The sequence below is a fragment of the Sphaerotilus sp. genome, from assembly GCF_034519685.1.
Taxonomy (GTDB): Bacteria; Pseudomonadota; Gammaproteobacteria; order Burkholderiales; family Burkholderiaceae_C; genus Sphaerotilus.
Genome location: NZ_JAXHOF010000002.1, coordinates 130,788 through 151,964, shown reverse-complemented (window position 1 = coordinate 151,964; position 21,177 = coordinate 130,788). Strand labels below are relative to the sequence as shown.

22 protein-coding genes are annotated in these 21,177 nt (G+C 60.9%); 10 read left to right on the top strand and 12 right to left on the bottom strand.

Annotation, left to right across the window (positions count from 1 at the left end; translation table 11 throughout):
- Positions 1-38: 38 nt before the first annotated feature.
- From U5O44_RS01225 to U5O44_RS01195, 7 genes are read right to left on the bottom strand one after another with little or no spacing between them, the layout of a single operon-like run.
- Positions 39-671 (bottom strand): cytochrome b, encoded by a 633-nt coding sequence (locus tag U5O44_RS01225; RefSeq protein WP_322586643.1) that lies wholly within the window; start codon positions 669-671, stop codon positions 39-41.
- Positions 668-1,009, bottom strand: a complete 342-nt coding sequence (locus U5O44_RS01220; protein WP_322586642.1) for a copper-binding protein — start codon at positions 1,007-1,009, stop codon at positions 668-670. The genes U5O44_RS01225 and U5O44_RS01220 overlap by 4 nt, the downstream gene beginning before the upstream one ends.
- Positions 1,010-1,016: 7 nt before the next feature.
- A complete protein-coding gene (locus U5O44_RS01215; protein WP_322586641.1) occupies positions 1,017-1,505 on the bottom strand; it encodes a DUF411 domain-containing protein in 489 nt (162 codons plus the stop codon).
- Between the two features lie 27 nt (positions 1,506-1,532).
- Complete coding sequence (locus U5O44_RS01210) at positions 1,533-2,021, bottom strand: cupredoxin domain-containing protein (RefSeq protein WP_322586640.1); 489 nt, start codon at positions 2,019-2,021, stop codon at positions 1,533-1,535.
- Between the two features lie 32 nt (positions 2,022-2,053).
- Positions 2,054-3,466, bottom strand: coding sequence for a multicopper oxidase domain-containing protein (locus U5O44_RS01205; protein WP_322586639.1), 1,413 nt, complete (start codon positions 3,464-3,466; stop codon positions 2,054-2,056).
- A gap of 16 nt (positions 3,467-3,482) precedes the next feature.
- The gene (locus tag U5O44_RS01200) at positions 3,483-4,916 is read right to left on the bottom strand and encodes a TolC family protein (RefSeq protein ID WP_322586638.1); all 1,434 of its coding nucleotides are present in this window, start codon (positions 4,914-4,916) and stop codon (positions 3,483-3,485) included.
- Positions 4,913-5,257, bottom strand: a complete 345-nt coding sequence (locus U5O44_RS01195; RefSeq protein WP_322586637.1) for a hypothetical protein — start codon at positions 5,255-5,257, stop codon at positions 4,913-4,915. The genes U5O44_RS01200 and U5O44_RS01195 overlap by 4 nt, the downstream gene beginning before the upstream one ends.
- A 157-nt stretch (positions 5,258-5,414) precedes the next feature.
- Here U5O44_RS01195 and U5O44_RS01190 point away from each other — a divergent pair, with 157 nt between their 5' ends.
- Both U5O44_RS01190 and U5O44_RS01185 read left to right on the top strand, forming a co-directional pair.
- Entirely contained in the window at positions 5,415-6,098 is a 684-nt protein-coding gene (locus U5O44_RS01190; protein WP_322586636.1) for a heavy metal response regulator transcription factor, read from the top strand.
- Positions 6,099-7,496, top strand: a complete 1,398-nt coding sequence (locus U5O44_RS01185; protein WP_322586635.1) for a heavy metal sensor histidine kinase — start codon at positions 6,099-6,101, stop codon at positions 7,494-7,496. It abuts the gene before it with no gap.
- A 9-nt stretch (positions 7,497-7,505) separates the two neighbouring features.
- Here the strand turns inward: U5O44_RS01185 and U5O44_RS01180 are convergent, their stop codons facing one another.
- From U5O44_RS01180 to U5O44_RS01165, 4 genes are all read right to left on the bottom strand, one after another.
- Positions 7,506-10,628: an efflux RND transporter permease subunit gene (locus U5O44_RS01180; RefSeq protein WP_322586634.1), complete on the bottom strand. Its 3,123-nt coding sequence runs from the start codon at positions 10,626-10,628 to the stop codon at positions 7,506-7,508.
- Positions 10,625-12,280, bottom strand: a complete 1,656-nt coding sequence (locus tag U5O44_RS01175; protein ID WP_322586633.1) for an efflux RND transporter periplasmic adaptor subunit — start codon at positions 12,278-12,280, stop codon at positions 10,625-10,627. The genes U5O44_RS01180 and U5O44_RS01175 overlap by 4 nt, the downstream gene beginning before the upstream one ends.
- A gap of 2 nt (positions 12,281-12,282) precedes the next feature.
- Positions 12,283-13,512, bottom strand: coding sequence for a TolC family protein (locus U5O44_RS01170; RefSeq protein ID WP_322586632.1), 1,230 nt, complete (start codon positions 13,510-13,512; stop codon positions 12,283-12,285).
- 217 nt (positions 13,513-13,729) lie between these two features.
- Positions 13,730-14,176 carry a hypothetical protein gene (locus U5O44_RS01165; protein ID WP_322586631.1) on the bottom strand — a complete coding sequence of 149 codons (447 nt, stop codon included), beginning with the start codon at positions 14,174-14,176 and terminating at the stop codon, positions 13,730-13,732.
- A gap of 651 nt (positions 14,177-14,827) precedes the next feature.
- Here U5O44_RS01165 and U5O44_RS01160 point away from each other — a divergent pair.
- The 7 genes from U5O44_RS01160 (at position 14,828) to epsI (ending at position 19,953) form a co-directional block, all read left to right on the top strand.
- A complete protein-coding gene (locus tag U5O44_RS01160) occupies positions 14,828-15,841 on the top strand; it encodes an IS701 family transposase (protein ID WP_322586630.1) in 1,014 nt (337 codons plus the stop codon).
- A gap of 110 nt (positions 15,842-15,951) precedes the next feature.
- Entirely contained in the window at positions 15,952-16,461 is a 510-nt protein-coding gene (lspA, locus tag U5O44_RS01155; RefSeq protein WP_322586629.1) for a signal peptidase II, read from the top strand.
- A complete protein-coding gene (locus tag U5O44_RS01150; RefSeq protein WP_322586628.1) occupies positions 16,461-17,003 on the top strand; it encodes a protein-disulfide reductase DsbD N-terminal domain-containing protein in 543 nt (180 codons plus the stop codon). The genes lspA and U5O44_RS01150 overlap by 1 nt, the downstream gene beginning before the upstream one ends.
- Positions 17,004-17,014: 11 nt before the next feature.
- A complete protein-coding gene (locus U5O44_RS01145) occupies positions 17,015-17,614 on the top strand; it encodes an SCO family protein (protein WP_322586627.1) in 600 nt (199 codons plus the stop codon).
- A 36-nt stretch (positions 17,615-17,650) separates the two neighbouring features.
- Positions 17,651-18,307: a thiol:disulfide interchange protein DsbA/DsbL gene (locus tag U5O44_RS01140; protein WP_322586626.1), complete on the top strand. Its 657-nt coding sequence runs from the start codon at positions 17,651-17,653 to the stop codon at positions 18,305-18,307.
- A 72-nt stretch (positions 18,308-18,379) separates the two neighbouring features.
- Complete coding sequence (xrtB, locus tag U5O44_RS01135) at positions 18,380-19,273, top strand: exosortase B (protein WP_322586625.1); 894 nt, start codon at positions 18,380-18,382, stop codon at positions 19,271-19,273.
- The gene (gene epsI, locus U5O44_RS01130; RefSeq protein ID WP_322586624.1) at positions 19,270-19,953 is read left to right on the top strand and encodes an exosortase-associated protein EpsI, B-type; all 684 of its coding nucleotides are present in this window, start codon (positions 19,270-19,272) and stop codon (positions 19,951-19,953) included. Before xrtB ends, epsI begins: the two co-directional genes overlap by 4 nt.
- Here epsI and U5O44_RS01125 read toward each other — a convergent pair.
- A complete protein-coding gene (locus U5O44_RS01125; RefSeq protein WP_416222115.1) occupies positions 19,950-20,066 on the bottom strand; it encodes a YnfA family protein in 117 nt (38 codons plus the stop codon). The genes epsI and U5O44_RS01125 overlap by 4 nt on opposite strands.
- A gap of 55 nt (positions 20,067-20,121) precedes the next feature.
- Here U5O44_RS01125 and U5O44_RS01120 point away from each other — a divergent pair, with 55 nt between their 5' ends.
- Positions 20,122-21,177, top strand: a complete 1,056-nt coding sequence (locus U5O44_RS01120; protein ID WP_322587095.1) for an IS30 family transposase — start codon at positions 20,122-20,124, stop codon at positions 21,175-21,177.

Genomic DNA, 21,177 nt, shown 5'->3' with positions numbered 1-21,177 from the left:
AACCTTGACTCGCGAGCCGATGAAATTGACCTGACTTATTAAGGCTGACATCGAGACCTAAAATCAAACCATCGCATGCGTTGCCACGACAAACGCCGATGCAGCAGCGCACCCCCGATGTGGAACACCAGCAGCACGGCCATGATTTGCCAAGCGCGCTGGTGAATGGCCCGTGTATAGACTCGCAGAAGCTTGTTGTCCTCTAAAGGATTGGGGATGTACCACCCTCCGAACAGTTCGATCGGATTTCCGCTCCACCACCGCAGCAGTGGTCCGCTGACGATCAGTACCGTCAGCATGGTGAGCAAACCAAACTGCACTGTCCACGCAAGCCTTCTCATCCCGGTTTGGCTGGGAACCGGTAATGGGTGGCGCCCTGCCCAAAAACTTGACAGGCGCCACAATACCCTGACCAGCAAAGGCAGAGCAAACAAGCCGCCCAGCGCAATATGCAGGGCCGACAACCTGTGATGCAGGTGGGAACTGTCAGAACCACTGGTGAACCAGACGGCTGTGCCGACACCGAACAGCAATAGCGCCATCAAGCCGCCGACCCAGTGCAACACTTTCGAGACGAGGCCATAGCCTTGGGACTCGTCCAGCAGCCCAGACCTCGCCGCGGCATCTCGGGCAACATGACCAGCAGGTTCACGCAGGCCCTGCATGCTCATTTCGCCAGTTGGATGGACGTGACCAACATCTTGCCGCCCTCGTGAACGACCATGAACTTGACCTTGTCGCCAGGCTTCACGTTGGTGAGCAGGCTCTTGTCCTTGGCGGTGAACACCATGGTCATGCCGGGCATGTCCATGTGCTTGATGTCGCCATGCTTGAGGGTGATCTTTCCAGCCTCCATGTCAATCTTCTTCACCTCCCCATCTGTCATGGCGGCCTGCTGCGACATGTCCATCTTGCCTGGCTCCATCGCTGTCTGAGCGAAGCTGCTCATGGACAAGGCGACACCCAAAGTCAGGGCGAAGATGACGAGAATCTGTTTGAATGAGTTCATGGTTTCTTCACGAGTAGGAGTTGAAAACCTGCGCTGAGCCGTCCTTCTGGACCAGCAGCACTTGATAGGGATGGTGGCGCCCTCCGTAGACGGGGCCATCCATCCCGGGTGACCCGAGGGGCATGCTCGGCACCGCCAGCCCCAGGGCCTTGGGTCGTTCCTTGAGCAGACGCTGGATGTCCGCGGCCGGGACATGTCCTTCGATCACATAGCCCTGAACAAGCGCGGTGTGGCAGGAGCCATATTTCTGGGGCATCCCGAGCCGAACCCGAGCCGCGCTATTGCCTTGATCAAGAGCTGTCGCGGCAAAGCCATTCCTTTCGAGATGCGCGATCCAATCCTTGCAGCAGCCGCAACTGGGGTCTTTCCAGACCTGAATGGGGACTGCTACGACTTGCGGTTTTTTTGCCAAGGTCGGCGTGGCCGCACTCAACGCAAGCACACCCAACAGCAGTGTGCGTCGCCGGGGATTCAGTGAAGGTACAGCCGGGTGCATCGACAAGGCTCCTGGTGGACGGCTGCGTTACTTCTTGGCGACCTTGACCGCGCCCTTCATGCCGGCTTCGTAGTGCCCGGGCATCAGGCAGGCGAAGTTGACCGCCCCAGCCTTGGTGAACTGCCAGACGATTTCACCCTGCTTGCCGGGGGCCAGCGAAACCTTGCTCGGCTCGTCGTGCTCCATGTCCGGGAACTTCTTCATCTGTTCCAGATGCTCCAGCAGTTCCTTTTCGGTGCCGAGGCTCAGCTCATGCTTGACCTTGCCGCTGTTCTTCACGATGAAGCGGACGGTCTCGCCTTGTTTGACCTGGATGTCCGACGGCGTGTAGCGCATGGCGTCGCTCATCTCGATGGTCACCGTGCGGGCTGCCTTGGCCGCCACGCCGGGCTTGCCGATGGCGGTTTCTGCCGCATCGTGGCCGCCCCCATGCGTACCGCCGGCAAACGCCGTGTTCGACAAAGCCAATGCGGCGACGGTGATGAGTTGTTGTGTGCGCGAAAGCTTGGAAAGCATCAGGGGATCTCCAGGGGTGGGGTGGAAGGAACTCAGTGGCCGCTGTGCGACGCGGGTTTGCGAACTTGAACTTCAGTGACCTTGGCCGGCGACTGGACGCGGGGCATCGACTGCCCTCCTTCGGCCTTGAAGCGTGCCGGCTCAGCCAGCGGACCGGTGTATTCGTGGGCCACAGTGCCCTCGGGGTGCTTGAACCAGCCCGGATCCTTGTAGTCGCCCGGCTTCTGGTCACGGCGCACCTTGAGCACGCTGAACATGCCGCCCATCTCCACCGAGCCGAACGGGCCTTCCCCGGTCATCATGGGCGCAGTGTTGTCGGGGATGGGCATCTCCATCTCGGTCATGTCGGCCATGCCCCGCTCGCCCATCACCATGTACTCGGGGATCAGCTTGTTGATCTTCCGGGCCACCCCGCTGTGGTCCACACCGATCAGCGTCGGCACGTTGTGGCCCATGGCGTTCATCGTGTGGTGACTCTTGTGGCAGTGGAACGCCCAGTCGCCCTCTTCATCCGCCACAAAATCGATCTGGCGCATCTGACCGACCGCGATGTCGGCGGTCACCTCCGGCCACCGGGATGCCTTGGGTGTCGGCCCGCCGTCAGTCCCCGTCACGGTGAACTCGTGACCATGGACGTGGATGGGATGGTTCGTCATGGTCAGGTTGCCGATGCGGATGCGCACCTTGTCGTTCAGGCGCACGTTCAGCGTGTCGATGCCCGGAAAGATGCGGCTGTTCCAGGACCAGAGGTTGAAGTCCGTCATCGTCATCGTCTTGGGCGTGTAGCTGCCCGGGTCGATGTCGTAGGCGTTGAGCAGGAAGCAGAAGTCCCGCTGCACCTCGTCGATCAGTGGATGCCGGGTCTTCGGGTGGGTCACCCAGAAACCCATCATGCCCATGGCCATCTGCGTCATCTCGTCGGCATGCGGGTGGTACATGAAGGTGCCGGGACGGCGTGCCACGAACTCGTAGACGAAGGTCTTGCCGGGTTGAATGGAGGGCTGTGTCAGGCCCGACACCCCATCCATGCCGCTGGGCAGGCGTTGGCCGTGCCAGTGGATGCTGGTGTGCTCGGGCAGCTTGTTGGTGACGAAGACCCGCACGCGGTCGCCCTCGACCACCTCGATGGTCGGCCCCGGGCTCTGGCCGTTGTAGCCCCACAGGTGGGCCTTGAAGCCCGGCGCCATCTCGCGCACCACCGGTTCGGCCACCAGGTGGAACTCCTTGACGCCCTGGTTCATGCGCCACGGCAGGGTCCACCCGTTGAGGGTGACCACCGGGTTATAGGGCGTGCCACTGTCGGGCACCAGCGGCGGCATGGTGTCCGGCCGGGTCTGGATCACCGGCTCGGGCAGTGCCGCCATCGCCACACGGCTCACCGCACTGATGGCCACGGCTCCGCCGGTCACCCCGGCGTATCTGAAAAAATCTCGTCTGGATGTCATGGAACGGGTCTTTCCCTCAGTGACCAGCACCGCCCCCACTGGGCGCACTGGCATTCACGGACAGGGTGGTGTTGGTGGGACGGCCGATCAGCGAGGCTTGCAGCGCCGCGTCGGCCAGCCAGAACTGCTGCTCCGCATCAATGGCGGCCATCACGGTGCTCACCTGGTCCCGCGAGTCGGCCAGCAGCTCGAACACGCCGATGAGCATCCCGTTGTAGCGAAGCAGGTTCTCTTCCGAGATGACCTTGCGCAGCGGCACGACCTCGTCGCGGTGGTGGCGGGCAATGTCATAGGCCGTGCGGTAGGCCGAGTAGCTCTCGCGCAGGCTGGAACCCGCAACCCGGAGCGTGGCCTCCAGTCGGTTCGTGGCGGCCAGCGTGCGTGCGTTCATGGCATCACGTTGCAGCCCGCCCCAGTCGAAGACCGGCAGGCGCACGTCGATCTCGAATCCCCGTGCGGTGGACTTCGTCCCTGATTCGTTGTCGAACCGGGTGTTGCGCCGTGCGGTCAGCTCGATGTCCGTGAAGCTGGTGAACGTGTTCAGCCCCTGTGCTTGGGCGGAGGTCTGAAGCTCCGCCTGCGCCAGGCGAATGTCCAGGCGGCCACGGGTGGCGAGCGACCCCACGGCATCGGGTTCCAGTGCCTGCTTGGGCAGATCGGGCAGGCGCTCGGGCAAGCGGAGGGCCTGCGCCTGCGTTTCATCGAGCCCCAGCAGGCGCACCAGCTCTTCCCGGCTGGCCGTGGCCTGATGACCCGCCGTGGCGAGTCGGGTGGCGGCGTCGGCGTAGAACGCTTGTTCACGCGCCCGGCTGAGCCGGTTGAAGGTGCCGACGGACTGCAGGCGACGAGCGATGTCCGCGCTGGCTTCGGCACTGGTCAAGACCTGCTGGGTATACGCGAACGTCTGTTGTGCCGTGACGGCACGAACCCAGGCTTGGCGCACCTGCGTGATCTGGTCCACCACCTCGCTGGCAAGCCGCAGTTGCGACTGGTCGATCTGGCGTCGGGCGATGCCTTGGCGACTGGGAAGGGTCAGGAGATCCAGCAACCCGAAGGACAAGGCGCGCCCCAGTTCCAGTTCGCTGCCGGCGACCATGCGCTCTAAACTGAACACCGGGTTGGCGATGCGGCCCACCTGTGCAGCATCGGCCGATTCGGCCCATCCCCGTGCCAGCAGGGCTTGCAAGGCCGGGCTGTTGACCAGGGCCAGATGCACGGCCTCACGCTGCCCCACGGGCGCTTTCAGCAAGTCGGCTGCGGTTTGTGCCCGCTGGGTGCGCTCGCGGTCGGTGCGCGCCAGGGCCAGTCGTCCGTCGGTGAAAGATCCCGTCTCGTCATTGACCTTCGCCATCTGCTGTTCCAGGCTGACGCTGGCACAACCGGACAGTGCGGCCAGGGTGATGGTGGACAGCATCAGCCGGCCACGGAAAGCGTCCAGGACACGCTTCATGGCTTGCCACCTCCGTGGTGGGCACCGTGGGGCAGCGGTGCAGCCGGTGTTTCTGCAGTCGGAGCCACTCCCGGGGGTTTTTCCTTGGCATACACCTTCCAGCCCCCGATACGCCCCACCCGGTCGTTGGCTTCGCGCCAGGACTGGACGGGTTCGTCCGCATAGGCTTGGTAACCGCTCAGCGTGGAGGTGTACTGCAGCCTGGTCGGCATGGCCGGCATGGCCGGCATGGCCGGTTGGGTCGGTGCGGCAGGCGATTGCGCTGCTGCCGTGCCTGCCAGCAAGACTAACGCCCACGGCAGCAGGTCTTTGACAGCAACAGGATGGTTCGTGGTGGACATGGGCTCCTCGGGGGCAATCTCGACACTTGTTGGAGGGAGATTCTGAAAACCCGAGGCCGTCAGGATGCTGTCGGCAAGATGACATTTCTGTCATCTGCAGGCCAGTCGCCCTGAAACTCTGCACACTGCACGCCATGCCACACAGCGGAGCGAGTGCGTGAAGATCCTGATCGTCGAGGATGAACCGAAGACCGGCGAGTACCTGCGCCAAGGATTGCGAGAGGCTGGATTCGTGGTGGACCTGGCGCAGGACGGGCTGGACGGGCTGCATCTGGCGCTGCAGGGCGAGCACGATCTGGTGATCCTGGATGTGATGCTGCCCGGGATGGACGGCTGGCAAGTGCTCCAGTCCCTGCGCAGGCGTGGCTTGCACATGCCCGTGCTGTTCCTGACCGCCCGCGACCAGGTCGAGGACCGGATCAAGGGCCTGGAGCTGGGCGCAGACGACTATCTGGTCAAGCCCTTCTCGTTCGCCGAACTGCTGGCCCGGGTACGCACCATCCTGCGCAGAGGGCGCAGCGGTACCGAGCCCACTACACTGCGCGTGGCGGATCTGGAGCTGGACCTGCTGCGCCGCCGGGTCTCCCGCAACGGCCGGCGCATCGACCTGACGGCCAAGGAATTCGGCTTGCTGGAGTTGCTGATGCGGCGACAGGGCGAGGTGCTTCCCCGCTCCCTGATCGCTTCACAGGTCTGGGACATGAACTTCGACAGCGACACCAACGTCATCGAAGTGGCGATGCGGCGCCTTCGCCTCAAGATCGACGAGGGGCAGGAACCCAAACTGATCCAGACCGTGCGCGGCATGGGCTACGTGCTGGAAATGCCGGAGACCCCCTGAGTGTGGCGGTCGTTTTCGCTCACGAGCCGGCTGACCGTTTTCTTCACGATGGCGGCGGCGGCCATCGTGCTGGGTCTGGGTGTGTTGTTCATGGTCCTGACGGAGCGGCATTTCGTGGACCTGGACCGATCCTCCCTGCAGGACAAGCAGCACCTGATCGAGGAGATCCTGACCACCGCCAATTCCACCGACGACGCTCGGTGGCGATTGGGTGAGGCATTGGGCAACCACCATGGCCTGTATGCCCTCGTCGCATCCAGGCAAGGGGAAACCATTTTCAGATCCAATGGATTTCAGCCACCAGAGTCGTTGTGGGTGGCGCACGCTGCCAGTGCGCAGACGGCCATTCAGGACTGGCGTGACAAGGGCCATGAATTCCGCAGCCTGAGATTCCAGGCCAACCTGGCCGATGCCTCATCCGACAGACTTGATGTTCTGGTCGCCATCGACACGGTACACCACACGCATTTCATGGCCCAGTTGCGGCGCACCTTCGCGTTGTATGCGGTGCTGGCCGTCGGCGTCAGTGGTGTGCTGGGCTGGTTTGCCGCCTACAAGGGCCTGGCCCCCTTGCGGGCGATGAAAGCCCGGGCCTCTGTCGTCACAGGCCAGCAGCTCAGCCAGCGCATGTCCGTCGAGGCTGTTCCGATCGAGATGGCCGACCTCGCCCGGGAACTCAACCAGATGCTGGATCGCCTGCAGGAGGATTTCCGGAGGTTGTCGGAATTCTCTTCTGACCTGGCACACGAGTTGCGTACCCCCATCAGCAATCTCCTGACGCAGACGCAGGTGGCCTTGTCCGCCAGGCGTGATGCCGAGACCTACCGCAACACCCTGGAATCCAATGCGGAGGAGTACCAGCGCCTCGCCCGCATGGTCTCGGACATGCTCTTTCTGGCCAAGACGGAACGGGGGGTGGACCTTCCTCACAAGGAGCCGTTTTCGGCCGCCCAGGATGCACAGGCTTTGCTGGAGTTCTATGAAGCCGTGGCGGAAGAAAAGGGCATCACGCTGAGCCTGCACGGCGACGGTGCCATCCTGGGTGATCGCCTGATGTTCCGCAGGGCACTGAGCAATCTGCTGTCCAATGCCCTGCGCCACGCCCATCACCGAGGCACGGTGGTGGTAAAGGTTGACGAGACAGTCGAAGGCACCCTCGTGACGGTGCAAAACTCGGGAGAACGCATAGATCCTTTGGCACTGCCCCGGCTTTTCGATCGGTTCTACCGGGCTGATCCATCACGGGCGCATCCGGAGTCCGAGGGTGCAGGTCTGGGTCTGCCCATCACCCGCGCCATCGTGCAGGCCCACGGCGGAACAATCGATGCCCAATCTCAGGATGGACTCACGGTGTTCCGCATGCTCTTTCCAAGACAGCAAGAGGCACCACGACCGTGACGCTGAATCTCAGGACCGGTAGCGCCGCATCAGCAGGAAGACCGCCGGCACGACGAACATCGACAGCAGCGGCGCCGTGACCATGCCGCCGACCATCGGCGCGGCGATGCGCTGCATCACCTCCGAGCCAGTGCCGGTGCCCCACAGGATCGGCAGCAGCCCGGCCAGGATCACCGCCACCGTCATCGCCTTCGGTCGCACGCGCAGCACCGCGCCTTCGCGGATCGCGTCGAGCAGGTCGTCGGTCGTTGTCGTGCCGGCCTCCACACGCTCGCCCCACGCCTGCTTCAGGTACAGCAGCATGATCACGCCGAACTCGGCCGACACGCCCGCCAGCGCGATGAAGCCCACCGCACCGGCCACCGACAGGTTGTGGCCCAGCAGGTAGAGCAGCCAGACACCACCGACCAGCGCGAAAGGCAGTGTCGCCATGATCAGCAGCGCCTCGTCGAAGTGCTTGAAGGTCAGGTAGAGCAGCACGAAGATGATCAGCAGCGTGAACGGCACGACCACCTTCAGCTTCGCCGTCGCCCGCTCCAGGAACTCGAACTGGCCCGACCACGAAATGGAGTAGCCAGCGGTGAGGATCACCTTCTCGGCGACCACGCGCTGCATGTCCTGCACTGCCGAGCGCAGGTCGCGGCCCCGGATGTCCACGTACACCCAGCCGGACAGGCGTGCGTTCTCGCTGCGCAGCATGGGTGGGCCATCCGTGATGCGGATGTCAGCCACATCGGAGAGCACCAGCCGCGCACCCTTCTCGGTGACGATGGGCAGCACGCGCAGCGCCGCCAGCGAGTCGCGGACCTCTCGCGGGTAGCGCAAGTTGATCGGGAAACGCTGCAGGCCGTCCACCAGTTCTCCGATGTTGTCCCCGCCCACCGCCGAGGTGATGACCGATTGCACATCGGCGATGTTCAGCCCGAAGCGTGCGGCAGCGTCGCGCCGGATCGTCACATCCACGTAACGCCCCCCCGTGAGCCGTTCGGCCAGCGCACTGCTCACACCCGGCACGTCCTTCAGCGCCCGCTCGATCTCGCCCGTCAGGCGGTCGATCACGGCCAGGTCAGCGCCCGCCACCTTCACGCCGACGGGGCTCTTGATGCCCGTGGCCAGCATGTCGATGCGGTTGCGGATCGGTGGCACCCAGATGTTGGCCAGACCCGGCACCCGGACGATGGTGTCCAGTTCCTCGACGAGCTTGTCCTGCGTCATGCCGGGCCGCCACTGGTCTTTCGGCTTGAACTGGATCGTCGTCTCGAACATCTCCATCGGCGCCGGGTCGGTGGCCGTTTCGGCGCGGCCAGCCTTGCCGTAGACACTTGCCACCTCGGGTACGGTCCGGATGAGGCGGTCGGTCTGTTGCAGCAGCTCGGCCGCCTTGCCCGCAGAAAGCCCAGGCAGCGCCGTGGGCATGTACAACAGGTCACCCTCGTCTAGCTTGGGCATGAACTCGCCGCCGATGTGCTGCAGCGGCCACAGGCTCAGCACCAGGATGGCCGCCGCCGCCACCAGCGTCACCTTCGGCGCCTGCAGCACCTTGTTCAGCAGCGGCCGATAGACGGCAATCAGCAGCCGGTTCAGCGGGTTCGCCTGCTCGTGCGGAATGCGGCCCCGGATCAGGTAACCCATCAGCACCGGGATCAGCGTCGCCGACAGGCCCGCCGCCGCTGCCATCGCGTAGGTCTTGGTGAAGGCCAGCGGCGAGAACAGCCGCCCCTCCTGCGCTTCCAGCGTGAACACCGGGATGAAGCTCAGCGTGATGATCAGCAGCGAGAAGAACAGTGCCGGCCCGACCTCGGCGGCCGAGTCACCGATCACGCGCCAGCGGGCCTCGCCGTCGAGCGTCTGGCCGGGGTGCTCATGGGTCCAGTGCTCCAGGTGCTTGTGCGCGTTCTCGATCATCACGACAGCCGCATCGACCATCGCGCCGATGGCGATCGCGATGCCACCCAGCGACATGATGTTGGCGTTGACCCCCTGGTGGTGCATCACGATGAAGGCCATCAGGATGCCCAGCGGCAGCGAGACGATCGCGACGAACGCCGAGCGCAGGTGGAAGAGGAAAACGAAGCACACCACAGCGACGACAGCGAACTCTTCGAGCAGCTTGAACCCGAGGTTCTCCACGGCGCGTTCGATCAGGCCCGAACGGTCATAGACCGGCACGATCTCGACGCCTGGGGGCAGGCTGGCCTGCAGCGTCCGGAGCTTGGCCTTCACCGCCGCGATCGTCTCCAGCGCGTTCTTGCCCGAGCGCATCACGATCACGCCACCAGCGGCTTCGCCCTCGCCGTCGAGTTCACCGATACCGCGCCGCATCTCCGGCCCGATCTGGATGCGGGCCACGTCCCCGAGCCGCACCGAGACACCCGCCTCCGTCGTCACGAGCGGCACCTGGCGGAAGTCGTCGAGCGACTGCAGGTAACCCGACGCACGCACCATGTACTCGGCTTCCCCCAGTTCGAGCACCGAGCCGCCGGCCTCCTGGTTGGCCTTCTGGATCGCCTCGACCACCCGGGTGTGCGGGATGCCGTGGGCCGCCAGCTTGTCCGGGTCGAGCACGACCTGGTACTGGCGCACCATGCCGCCGACCGAGGCAACCTCGGCCACGTTCGGCACCGTCTTCAGCTCGAACTTCAGGAACCAGTCCTGCAGGGCGCGCAGTTGGCCCGCGTCCTGCGTGCCGCGCCGATCGACGAGCGCGTACTGGTAGATCCAGCCCACGCCGGTCGCATCCGGCCCGAGCGATGCCTTCGCGCCGGGTGGCAGGCGCGACTGCACCTGGTTGAGGTACTCCAGCACCCGCGAACGCGCCCAGTACAGGTCGGTGCCGTCCTCGAACAGCACGTAGACGAACGAATCGCCGAAGAACGAATAGCCGCGCACCGTCTTCGCACCCGGCACCGACAGCATCGTCGTCGTCAGCGGGTAGGTGACCTGGTTCTCGACGAGGCGCGGCGCCTGGCCCGGGTAGGACGTGCGGATGATGACCTGCACGTCTGACAGGTCGGGCAGCGCGTCGAGCGGCGTGCGCTGCAGCGAATAGAGGCCCCAGGCACTGAGTATCAGCGTGGCCAGCAGCACGAGGAAGCGGTTGGCGATCGACCAGCGGATCAAGCGAGCGATCATGGCTGGCTCCCGGTCTTGGCACCCGTCACCGGCTTGGCCTTGGAGGCAGAAGCCTGCATGGTCACAGCCGTGAGCTGCGGCAGGTTGTCCGTGCCCATGTAGAACGTGAAGCGCACCTTGTCCCCGGCCTTCAATCCGCTGGGCAAACCCTGTGGCGGCGGTTTGAAGTCCATGATCATCGGGCCCCATTTCAGGGACGGGATCGGGCCGTGGGACAGCGTGAGCGCATCGCGGTTGAGGCTCTCCACCGTGGCATCGCCTTCATGGCGCGGTGTGGTGTCCTCGGCTTGCGGCTTTGACTCGGCCGTGTTCAGTCGCGCTTCGACCCCTTTCAGGCTGGCTTCGGAGTCGATCAGGAACTGCGACGAGACCACGACCCGCTGACCGGCCTGCAGACCGCGTTTGACCTCGGTCTGGCCACCGCCCTCGGTGCCGATCTCCACCTCGACCGGCCGGAAGTGTCCGCTGCGGCCCTCGCCGTCCGCCACGATCACCACCGTTCGCCGGCCGGTCTGGATGACCGCCTCAGTCGGCACCAGCAGGGCCTTGCCTACCTGCAAGTCCGTGAACTGCATCTGCACGGACATGCCCGGCACCAGTCGCCCGCCGGGGTTGGCGAGTTCGAGCCGCGCCTTCAGCGTGCGGGTCGTCGGGTTGACCTCGGGCAGGAGCGCCTGCACCTGTCCGTCGAGCGTCACCTCTGGCATGGCCGTGCTCTTTGCCCTGACTCGGGTGCCCGGGCGAAGGAGGGCCGCCTGGCTCTCTGGCACCTCGGCGTTGGCCCACACCGTGCCGAGGCCGTTCAGACGGAACAGCGTGGTGCCGGCCGTCACGGTCATGCCTTCGCGCACCGCCAGTTCGGTGACCACGCCGCTGATCGGCGCCAGGAGGATCGTGCGGGCTTGCGTCTTTCCGCTGCCCTCCACCCAGGCGATCTGGGCCTCGTTCATCCCGACCTGGCGCATGCGCTGACGGGTCGCCTCCATCAGCGGCGCGAGGTCGGTGCCCTGCATGCGGCGCACCGACAGGAACTCCTCCTGCGCGGCGATCCAGTCCGGCACGTACAGCTCGGCCAGTGCCTGCCCCTTGGCCACGCGGTCAAGCGTGGCCCGCACATGCAGGCGCTCGACGTAGCCGGTAGCACGGGCCTGCACGGTGGCCTGGTCGCGTTCGTTGAAGGCGATGCTGCCGACAGCGGTGACGGGTGGCGACAGCGTGCCCTCGGTGACCGGCACCGTGCGCACGCCCAGGTTCTGCTGCAGGCGGGGGCTGACCGTGACGGTGCGGCCTTCGCCGGCCCCGCTGTCCCCACCGCCGTCCGCGTAGACGGGCACCAGCATCATGTCCATGAAGGGCGACTTGGCGGGCTTGTCGAACCGGTTCCCGGGCACCATGGGGTCGTGGTAGTACAGGATCCTGCGGCCGGTGGCCGGATCGACATCGCCGGCCTTGAGGCCCGCCGTGAGGTGTCGGCGGGTGGCGTCCTCGCCCTGCGCGATGCTCTGCGGGATGGCCTGCGTGGGCGGCGCGGCCGGCGCTGGCGCGGCGGCCATGCCCATGCCGCGCTGCAGGCCGGTGGTGTACAGGCCGTAGCCGGTGGCGGCCAGGACACCGGCTGCCGTCAAGCCGATCAGAAGGGGTTTGAGTTGCATGTTCATTGCTCCGTGACGGCGGCGGCGTTGCGCTCGGCCGGGATCAGGTAGTGGAGCTGGGCCCACAGTGCGGCGGTTTCCATGTCGAGCCGGAGCCGGTCCATGCGGGTGTCGATCTCCAGGCGCCGCGCTTCGAGCACTGCGCCGAGCGAGCCGCCGCCGCCCCGGTAGGTGGCCAGCGCAGCCAGCGTGCGCTCGGCGACCAGCGGCATCAGCGTGCGGTCGTAGTGGGCCAGTCGCGCCTGGTTACCATGCCATGCCAAGAGCCGGAGACGGGTTTCGGTCAGGTGCTCCCGCGTGGCCTCCTCGCGCTGGGCGCGGGCCTGCTCGACCACGGCGAGCCGGCCGGCGAGTTCGCGATCCTGGCGGTTTCTGGGGTCGATCTGCAGCGGGATCGAGACCCCGACGGAGACCATGTTCGAGTAGGCAGGGCCGCGCTGGCTGAGCATCAGTTCCACGCTCCAATCCGGGCGCTGGTTGCGCCGCGCAAGCTCAGCGTCGGCCTGTGCGATGGTTTGCTGTCTGGCGAGCAGCGCGATCTCGGGATGCTGGCTCGGATGGGCATCCAGGTCATGCACCGCAGCAGGAACGGTGGTCAGGGACGGACATTCGCCGAGTGGCTGTTGCGCATCCGGGCCGACCCAGCGGGCAAGCCGGATCGTAGTGGCCTCGACCTGCTGTGCAGCCAGACGAAGGCGGTCGTCGATCAGCGCCGCCGCCACCCGGGCGGCGAACACATCAGCCTGCGCGCCACGCCCGCTCCGGTAGGCCGCGTCGGCGGCCTCGACCTGCAGGCCGGCTTCGGTGCGTTGCCTCTGCAGGAGTTCGACCATGCGCTCCTGGAAATGCCGTTCCAACCAGGCCATGGCGGTGTCACGGCGCAGGTGTACGAGTGCCACCGTCCGTGCGGCTTCTGCTGTCTCGGCTTCCCGAGCGAAACGTGCTGATCGGGCGGCGAGCTTGTCGCCGCGTGTGATTTCCTGCATCACGCCGACCGAGCGCATGGTCATGAAATCGCGTGTCAGGCTGAGCCGGTCCAGGCCGTCGAAGGGCAAGTTGTTGAGGCCGACCTTGAGCGTCGGGTCGGGACGCTGGCCGGCCGCCATGGCCATCTCGCGGGCGGCGGTGGCTGCGGCCTCCTGTGCCGGAAGCTGGTGCGAGCGGTCCTGTGCGAGTTGCAGGGCCTGATCGAGCGTTAGGGTGGACTGGGCCGGACTGGCAAGCGGGAGCAATGCGGCACCAAGGACAAGCAGCGCGGCCAAGCGGCGACGGACAGGCACCCGGGGAGCGCCGTGGGGCGATGGGGGACAGAACATGGATTCTCCAGACAACGAAACGGTGATTTCGTGTCGGCTCGGTGCGGACGGCGGACTGGTGTCAGGGCACGGACGAGCACGACCACGGCGCCGGATCGACCGCAGGGTCGTCGGCGTCAGGCGGTCTGGACGGTCAAGTTCGGAAGCAGCAGTGCAGGATGGCGTGCGGCGGAGAAGCCGCCGCCAGGGCGCTGACCTCCTCGGCTGCCTGGCGCGGACTGAGGGCAGGCGGCTCAGGGGCAAGGGGAAGGCGGTACAGGGCCGTCAGCAGTGCGGCGGGCAGCGTCAGCGTGGCCGCCTGGTCGCTTTGGTGCCCCTGGCGGCAATGTTCGGCGCAGAGATTGGCAGACGACGGGTCCATCGACCCCGCCATGTCGTCGCAGTCCATGGCGGCCAGCGTGATCGACACTCTATCGGTCCCCATCGACTGCACCTCTGCCACGACAGGGATGACCATCCCTGGCTTCGGAGTACCGGCGACCGACAGCCCTGGACAGGCATACGCGGCCACCGCGAATTGCGCGAACAGCACGACGCCGATCAGCATGCGGCAGATTGTCAGCAAGAACGATCGCTTCACGCTGCGCACCTCACAGCAGCCCTTAGCCGACACACAACCAACAGCACACCGATACGGATGGTCTGGGCAGGAGCATTGACAGTGCGCAGAAGGGCAAGCATGAGATGCGCACCATTGTGCATGGCCCCCGATCTCATGTGCAAGTGACTTGCTTCTAGAAATTCGTCACCCCGTTGCCTTGGCACCCTCAGCACTACTGGATGGAGGGGAGTAGCTCGGAACCAACCTGCCAAGACGCGGCACAGATCTCAAACCTCACACGAGAACTTCGAGACATCTTCACCACGGCGACATCTTCTCAAAACCTGAACCAAGTCAGGGGTATTACAGGTGGATTTGACCCTACACCTGCTGCAGGGTTTGAAATAGAAGTTTTATCTTGGTCACCGTTCATGGACAACGCACACACGCAACAGCAGCAGAGTCAACTACGACGGCAAAACAAAAGGACAGCCTTTCTGTTGATTATCTTTGGCATAGCTAGGACTTACGCAAAAGAAACTTTCAAACTCAACTGAGTTTTGAGTGCCATATTCTGATCCATGGATTGATCCGGCACCCGATGTGCACTGAAATATCTTGTTTCAACTGGCTGTTCGGATTCATTAAATATGCCTACAATTGGCTTGCCTCAACTCAACAGGAGCCATGATGAAGCCGACAAGACGCGACTACTGTCAGTTTCTGATCTCCACCCAGACCAACTATACCCAAACCTACTTCGCCGACCATCACCCGCATTTCTCGCATGACGCCATCAACCGTTACCTGCAAGACGAAAACATAACGCCTGCCATCGTCTGGGAGCAGGTGGAGAAATCCATCGAACCTGATCCGAACGCTTTCTTGCTGTTCGACGACAGCGTCTCGGACAAGAACCACTCCCATGCGATCGAGCTGGTGCGGCGGCAGTACAGCGGCAATGCCCATGGCCTGATCAAGGGCATCGGTGTGGTCAACTGCTTGTACGTCAACCCCCGCAGCGGTCGCTACTGGATCATCGACTGGCGAGTGTTCGCCCCGCAGGTGGACCACAAGACCAAGCTCCAGCACGTCCAGGAGATGTTCGACGAGGCCATGACGGGCAAGAAGCTGCCATTCCGCGTGGTGCTGATGGACTCCTGGTACGCCACCAAGGAGCTGATGGTGCACATCCATCGTGCGGGCAAGATCTTCTACTGCCCGCTCAAGAGCAATCGCCTGGTCGATGACAGTCAGGCGCAGGCGCCCTATCAGGCCGTCAGTGAGTTGCAGTGGAGCGACCAAGGCGCCGCGCACGGCAAGCTCGTCAAGGTGAACAAGTTTCCAGGCAGCCTCAAGGTCAAGCTGTTTCGGGTGGCGACGGGAAACGGTCGCACGGAATGGGTGGTGACCAATGATCTGGAACAGACTTCGGTGGACGACACGCGAGAGATCTGCGCGATCAGGTGGAAGATCGAGCAGTATCACCGGGAGGTCAAGCAGGTGCTGGGCATGGAGAAATGCCAGTGTCGATCTGCCAGGGCGCAGAGGAATCACATTGCCTGTGTCATCTTGGCGTGGAACCATCTGTCCGCGCTGGCCAGAGACATGAGGACGAATATCTACAGCATCAAGAAGGCGATGATGTCGAATTACATGCGGCAGGAAATAGCTCGACCGTCAGTGCCGATGGCGTACATTTGAGATGGCTACAAAAGTCCAAGCTCTGTGCTAACTGAGTTCAACTTGCGTAAGTCCTAATAGCATCTTTATTGGGCTATTTGTCGAGATTTAAAATAATAGATTGACCTTCGATGTTAAAAAATCACGTATTTAATTCAAATCAGCACAGATTTCCAATATTTTCTTTGGCGACTGCACTGATTTTGATGGATCAGGGAATCAAAGCTGGCGTGGCATTGACCATGCCAGTCGGCACGATTGAACAGGTTAGCGCATGGTTTAATCTGGTGCATGTTCTCAATCCTGGCGCCGCATTCTCATTTCTGGCGAATGCAGGTGGATGGCAGAAATACTTTCTGAGTGCTTTTGGATTAATTATCAGTGCGATTTTGACACGATTACTTTGGATGGGCATTCAAAGCTTTATAAAAAGTTTTGCCTATATATTACTTATAGGCGGAGCCCTCGGTAATGTACTGGATCGGTTACGCATAGGTGCTGTAGTTGACTACTTGGATTTTCACTGGGCAGATTTGCATTGGCCAGCATTCAATCTTGCAGACATTTATGTCATGTCAGGAGCATTCTTGCTGCTGACAATCAGTTTCAGCACCCCTGCAGCCACGAGTGAAAGCACGTAATGATCATTTTTTCATCCATCTGTCGTAGAAAAATCTGGAGCGCATTGCTGTTCGTGGTCGGCAGTATTAGCGCGCCAAATATCAGTGCCGCAGAGCCCGGGCGATTGAATGCATGGTTCGACACGAAAGCTGTCGAGCCGCTCCCCCCTGAACAGGCATTTCAAGTTTCAGCACGCTTGTTAGATCCTAGCAGGATCAGCGTTCAGTTTACGCTGAAGCCATATTATTATCTATACAAAGACAAGGTGAGCCTTGAAATAAATGGCTCCACCGGAGTAAAGCTACTGCGCACAGATTATCCGGCAGCCATCACCAAACAAGACAGGAGTTTCGGCCCCACGCAGGTGTACCCAGAATCTTTTGAAATTCGCGGAACAATTGCGAACACCGAAAAAACCTCACCCCCCATCACTTTGATTGCACGATACCAGGGCTGCTTCGAGACGCTTGGGGTTTGTTATCCACCTCAAACCACGGAGATAAGGCTAAATCCATCAAGCAGCACGGTATCTGGCAAGCCACTCGGAAAGAAACAACAATGAAATCAAGCCCCATGGACATATCACCTTACAGGAATCGCCGTACATGGCTGGCCATGAATTGTCTATCAGCCTTGGTTTTAATGGGCTGCGAGAGACGTGTCCCGTATTCATTCAAAGGACTGGACTTAACCGGTGCGAAATTCGGCCAGTCTTTCAGCATGACAGACATAGATGGAAAAACTAGAACTCTGTCTGAGTTCAAAGGCAGCGTTGTCATGCTGTTCTTCGGATTTACACAGTGCCCTGATGTCTGCCCAACTGCGCTCGGGCGAGCGGCAGAAGTCAGTCGCTTACTGGGGGAGGACGCCAAGAAACTTCGGATCATTTTTGTCACCATTGACCCGGAGCGAGACACGGAAACTCTTCTGCGTGACTATGTTGGTGCATTCGACAAGAAAATCATCGCCTTGCGCGGCAGTGCTGCAGCCACCGCTGAGTTTGCCAAGGAATTCAAGGTTTTTTATCAGAAAGTAGCCACAGGACAATCCTACACGATGGACCATACCACGCTGACCTATATATTCGACACACAAGGGCTATTGCGTCTGGCAATGAAACATGAGCAGACAGCCTCAGACTTCTCTGCGGACATAAAAGCCCTCCTCGCATAACCTATATCAACAAAACAATCTTACATTCAAAGCATCATGAATCAATTGCGAAGAGCCATCACAACATCATTGTCACTTGGACTAATTTCCATCCCACACTGGGCGCAAGCAGCAGGAGATCATGGTGCTGAGGGTGTGTTTTCCACCATGAAGCCACCCGTCCCCAATGCCAACGCTGAAACGATTGAGATCGTTGAGTTTTTTTGGTACGGATGCCCACATTGTTTCAAAGTGGATCCAATGGTGAATGTGTGGGAGAAGAAGCTTTCAGCCGATGTCTCTTTTCGACGAGAACATATCGTCTGGGATTCCAGAAAAGAAACTTCCATCCACGCCCAAATATTTGCAACACTGCGCGCAATGGACTCCCTCTCGAAGTATCACCTGGCTGTTTTCGAAGCCATACACAAAGACCGCATCAATTTTAGGGAAGACGGAGCGATCATCAACTGGGCGATAAAAAATGGCATAGACAGCAAAGCTTTTGAGTCCATGTACAAGTCATTCGGCATGCAAGCTCAGGTGAACAAAATGAGAACCCTGACAAATACTTACAAAATAGATGGGGTACCAAAATTTATCGTGAATGGACAGTTCAGTACGGAGCCTCATCAAGCGGGCGGTGAAGTTCAAGTCTTTGAGGTGTTAAATCAATTAATTGCCCAGCAGCGAATCGCCACCAAGCGAAATTAAATTAAATAATTATTATTTACCGATATATATACGCATTAACTGGTCAGCCTATATACAGGCAATCAATAAAATATGTCAAAAATAAATCAAGCCACTATACATAAAACCGCAAAACCATTTTCCCTACCTGACGCCAGAAAAGAATTAATTCCATGGGCCATTGCATTACTCGGATTACTGGTGATGTACTTCCCAACTTTCCGAGACCTGTTCAATGGGTTGTGGGCCGGAGATCAGCAAGGACATGGCCCCATCGTATTAGCTGTTTCTGTCTGGCTGCTTTGGAAGCAAGCATTCCAAGTCATTGCGGCACCGCTACGGCCTACTTTTTTTGTAGGTTGGGCATTGCTGATTTTTGGATTGCTGATATACATCATTGGAAGATCTCAAAATATATTAATATTTGAGGTTGGCTCACTCATTGTTATTGTCGCATGTACCGTGCTTATACTTCGGGGAACAGAAGCCTTGCGGTATTTATGGTTTCCACTGGTTTTCATGATCTTCATGATTCCTCTGCCAGGCGTGTTTGTCGATGCCATGACTCAGCCCATGAAAACCGCCGTGTCCTATGTGGTTGAGTCGGTACTTTATGCTGTTGGGTATCCTATCAGCCGTAGTGGGGTCATTTTGCAAATCGGACAGTACCAGTTACTGGTGGCGGATGCCTGCGCAGGATTGAACACACTATTCACACTAGAGGCTCTGGGACTACTCTACTTGAACTTGGTGAAACACCAATCAATAGCACGAAACATCGTCTTAGCCATCTGCATAGTGCCGATCAGTTTTGTCGCCAACGTCATTCGCGTCATTGCGTTGACACTAATCACTTATCATCTTGGCGATGAAGCCGGGCAAGGTTTTCTACATGACTTTGCCGGAATGGTACTTTTCATGGCAGCCTTGCTGTTGATAATTTTATTTGATGGATTTCTCAGATTTATCTTCGTTAAAAAATCATGACTCGTGAAATTATATCCGCCATCATCTTGTGTGCGGCAATGTTGCTCAGCGGATTTTCCGCAAATCAAATCAAACCAACCAATTTCATGTCTGACACGAGAGGCGGCATTAAAATATCCAGCATAATTCCAGAGAAATTTGGCTCCTGGAAAAAAATGGACGTATCAACAGGGATAGTTAATCCACAGCAGCAGCAGTTACTCGATGAACTTTACACCGAGCTGGTTACAAGAACTTACGCATCAAACGAAGGTTACGTGATTATGTTATCGATTGCCTACGGCAAAAACCAGAACGATTCCTTCCAAGTGCATCTACCAGAGATATGTTACCCAGCGCAAGGATTTCAGGTTGGTGACTCGCGAAAACTGACCCTGACAACGCCCTACGGTGACATTCCCACCAAGCAATTGGAAACCACATTTCAGTCCCGCAGGGTCGAGCCAGTCACCTACTGGACAACCATCGGCAATCACGCCGTCAAGTCCGGGCTGGACAAGAAACTGAAGGAAATTTCATACGCGATGCAAGGTGATATCGCAGATGGACTCTTGTTCAGAGTTTCCAGTATTGACCCTGACAAGCCTCGTGCATTTTCAATGCAGCAAAAATTCATCCAAGAAATGCTGACGTCGATCACAGCCGAAGACCGACTGCGGCTGGCTGGTTTGCGTGACTAATTTCTACTGTCCCAACCTGCCACGATGATCAACATTCCCAACAGCGCCACACCAGCGCCGAGCCAATCCAGCGCCGATAAGCGTACCCCATCGACAACCCGGAGCCAGACCAGTGGGCACGCTCTAGACTGAAGTGCAACACCGCAATGGAATCAACAGGTTGAGCCGATGGGACAAGAGTATTCAAGCCTGAGTCTGGAGGAGCGCACGCAGATTGGGCTGCTGGTCACGCAGAAGCTGACGCAGCGAGAGATCGCCGTGCAACTGGGCCGCTCGGCCTCGACGATCAGCCGGGAGCTGGCGCGCAACGCACACCCGAAACGAGGCTACCTGGCCGCGGGCGCGCAGCAGCAGGCCAGTCAGCGCCGGGTGCAGGCCAAGGCCGGCGTGCGCAAGCTCGGCGCCCTGCTCGACACCCCGCTGGGCAAGTTCGTGCGCCACGAACTCCAGCGGGCCTGGTCCCCCGAACAGATCGCCGGAAGGCTCAAGCGCATGCACCCCGAAGACCCCACCCAGCGCGTCTCGCACGAGACCATCTACCAAGCCGTCTACCTGGTGCCGCGCGGGGAGCTGCGCACCGAACTCATCGCCGAGCTGCGCCGCAGCCACGCCAAACGCATGCCGCGTGCGCGGGGCACCAGCCGCAAGGGCGGCAACATCGCCAACATGACGCCCCTGAGCGAGCGCCCCGCAGAGGTCGACTCCCGCGAGGTGCCCGGCCACTGGGAAGGCGACTTCATCAAGGGTGCGCGCAACGCCAGCGCCATCGGCACCGCCGTGGAGCGCTACAGCCGCTTCGTGCTGCTCACCCAGATGAACGGCTGCACCGCACAGCACGCACTCGACGGCTTCAGCCGCCGCTTCAAGACCGTCATCCCCGAGCTGCGCCAGAGCTTCACCTACGACCGCGGCTCCGAGATGGCCCGTCATCAGGAGCTGACCGAAGCCACCGGCATGCCCGTGTTCTTCTGCGAGCCCTACAGCCCTTGGCAGCGCGGCTCCAACGAGAACATGAACGGCCTGGTGCGCCAGTTCCTGCCCAAAGGAACCGACCTGTCCACCGTCACCCCGCAGAAGCTCGCCTACATCGAGGCCATGCTCAATGACCGGCCCCGCAAGATCCTCGACTTCCGCACCCCTCGCGAGGTCTATACCGAAATCGTTCAGGCCAAGCTCGCCGAGCGGCAGGCCCTCGCGCTCAGAAACGTTGCACTTCAGACTTGA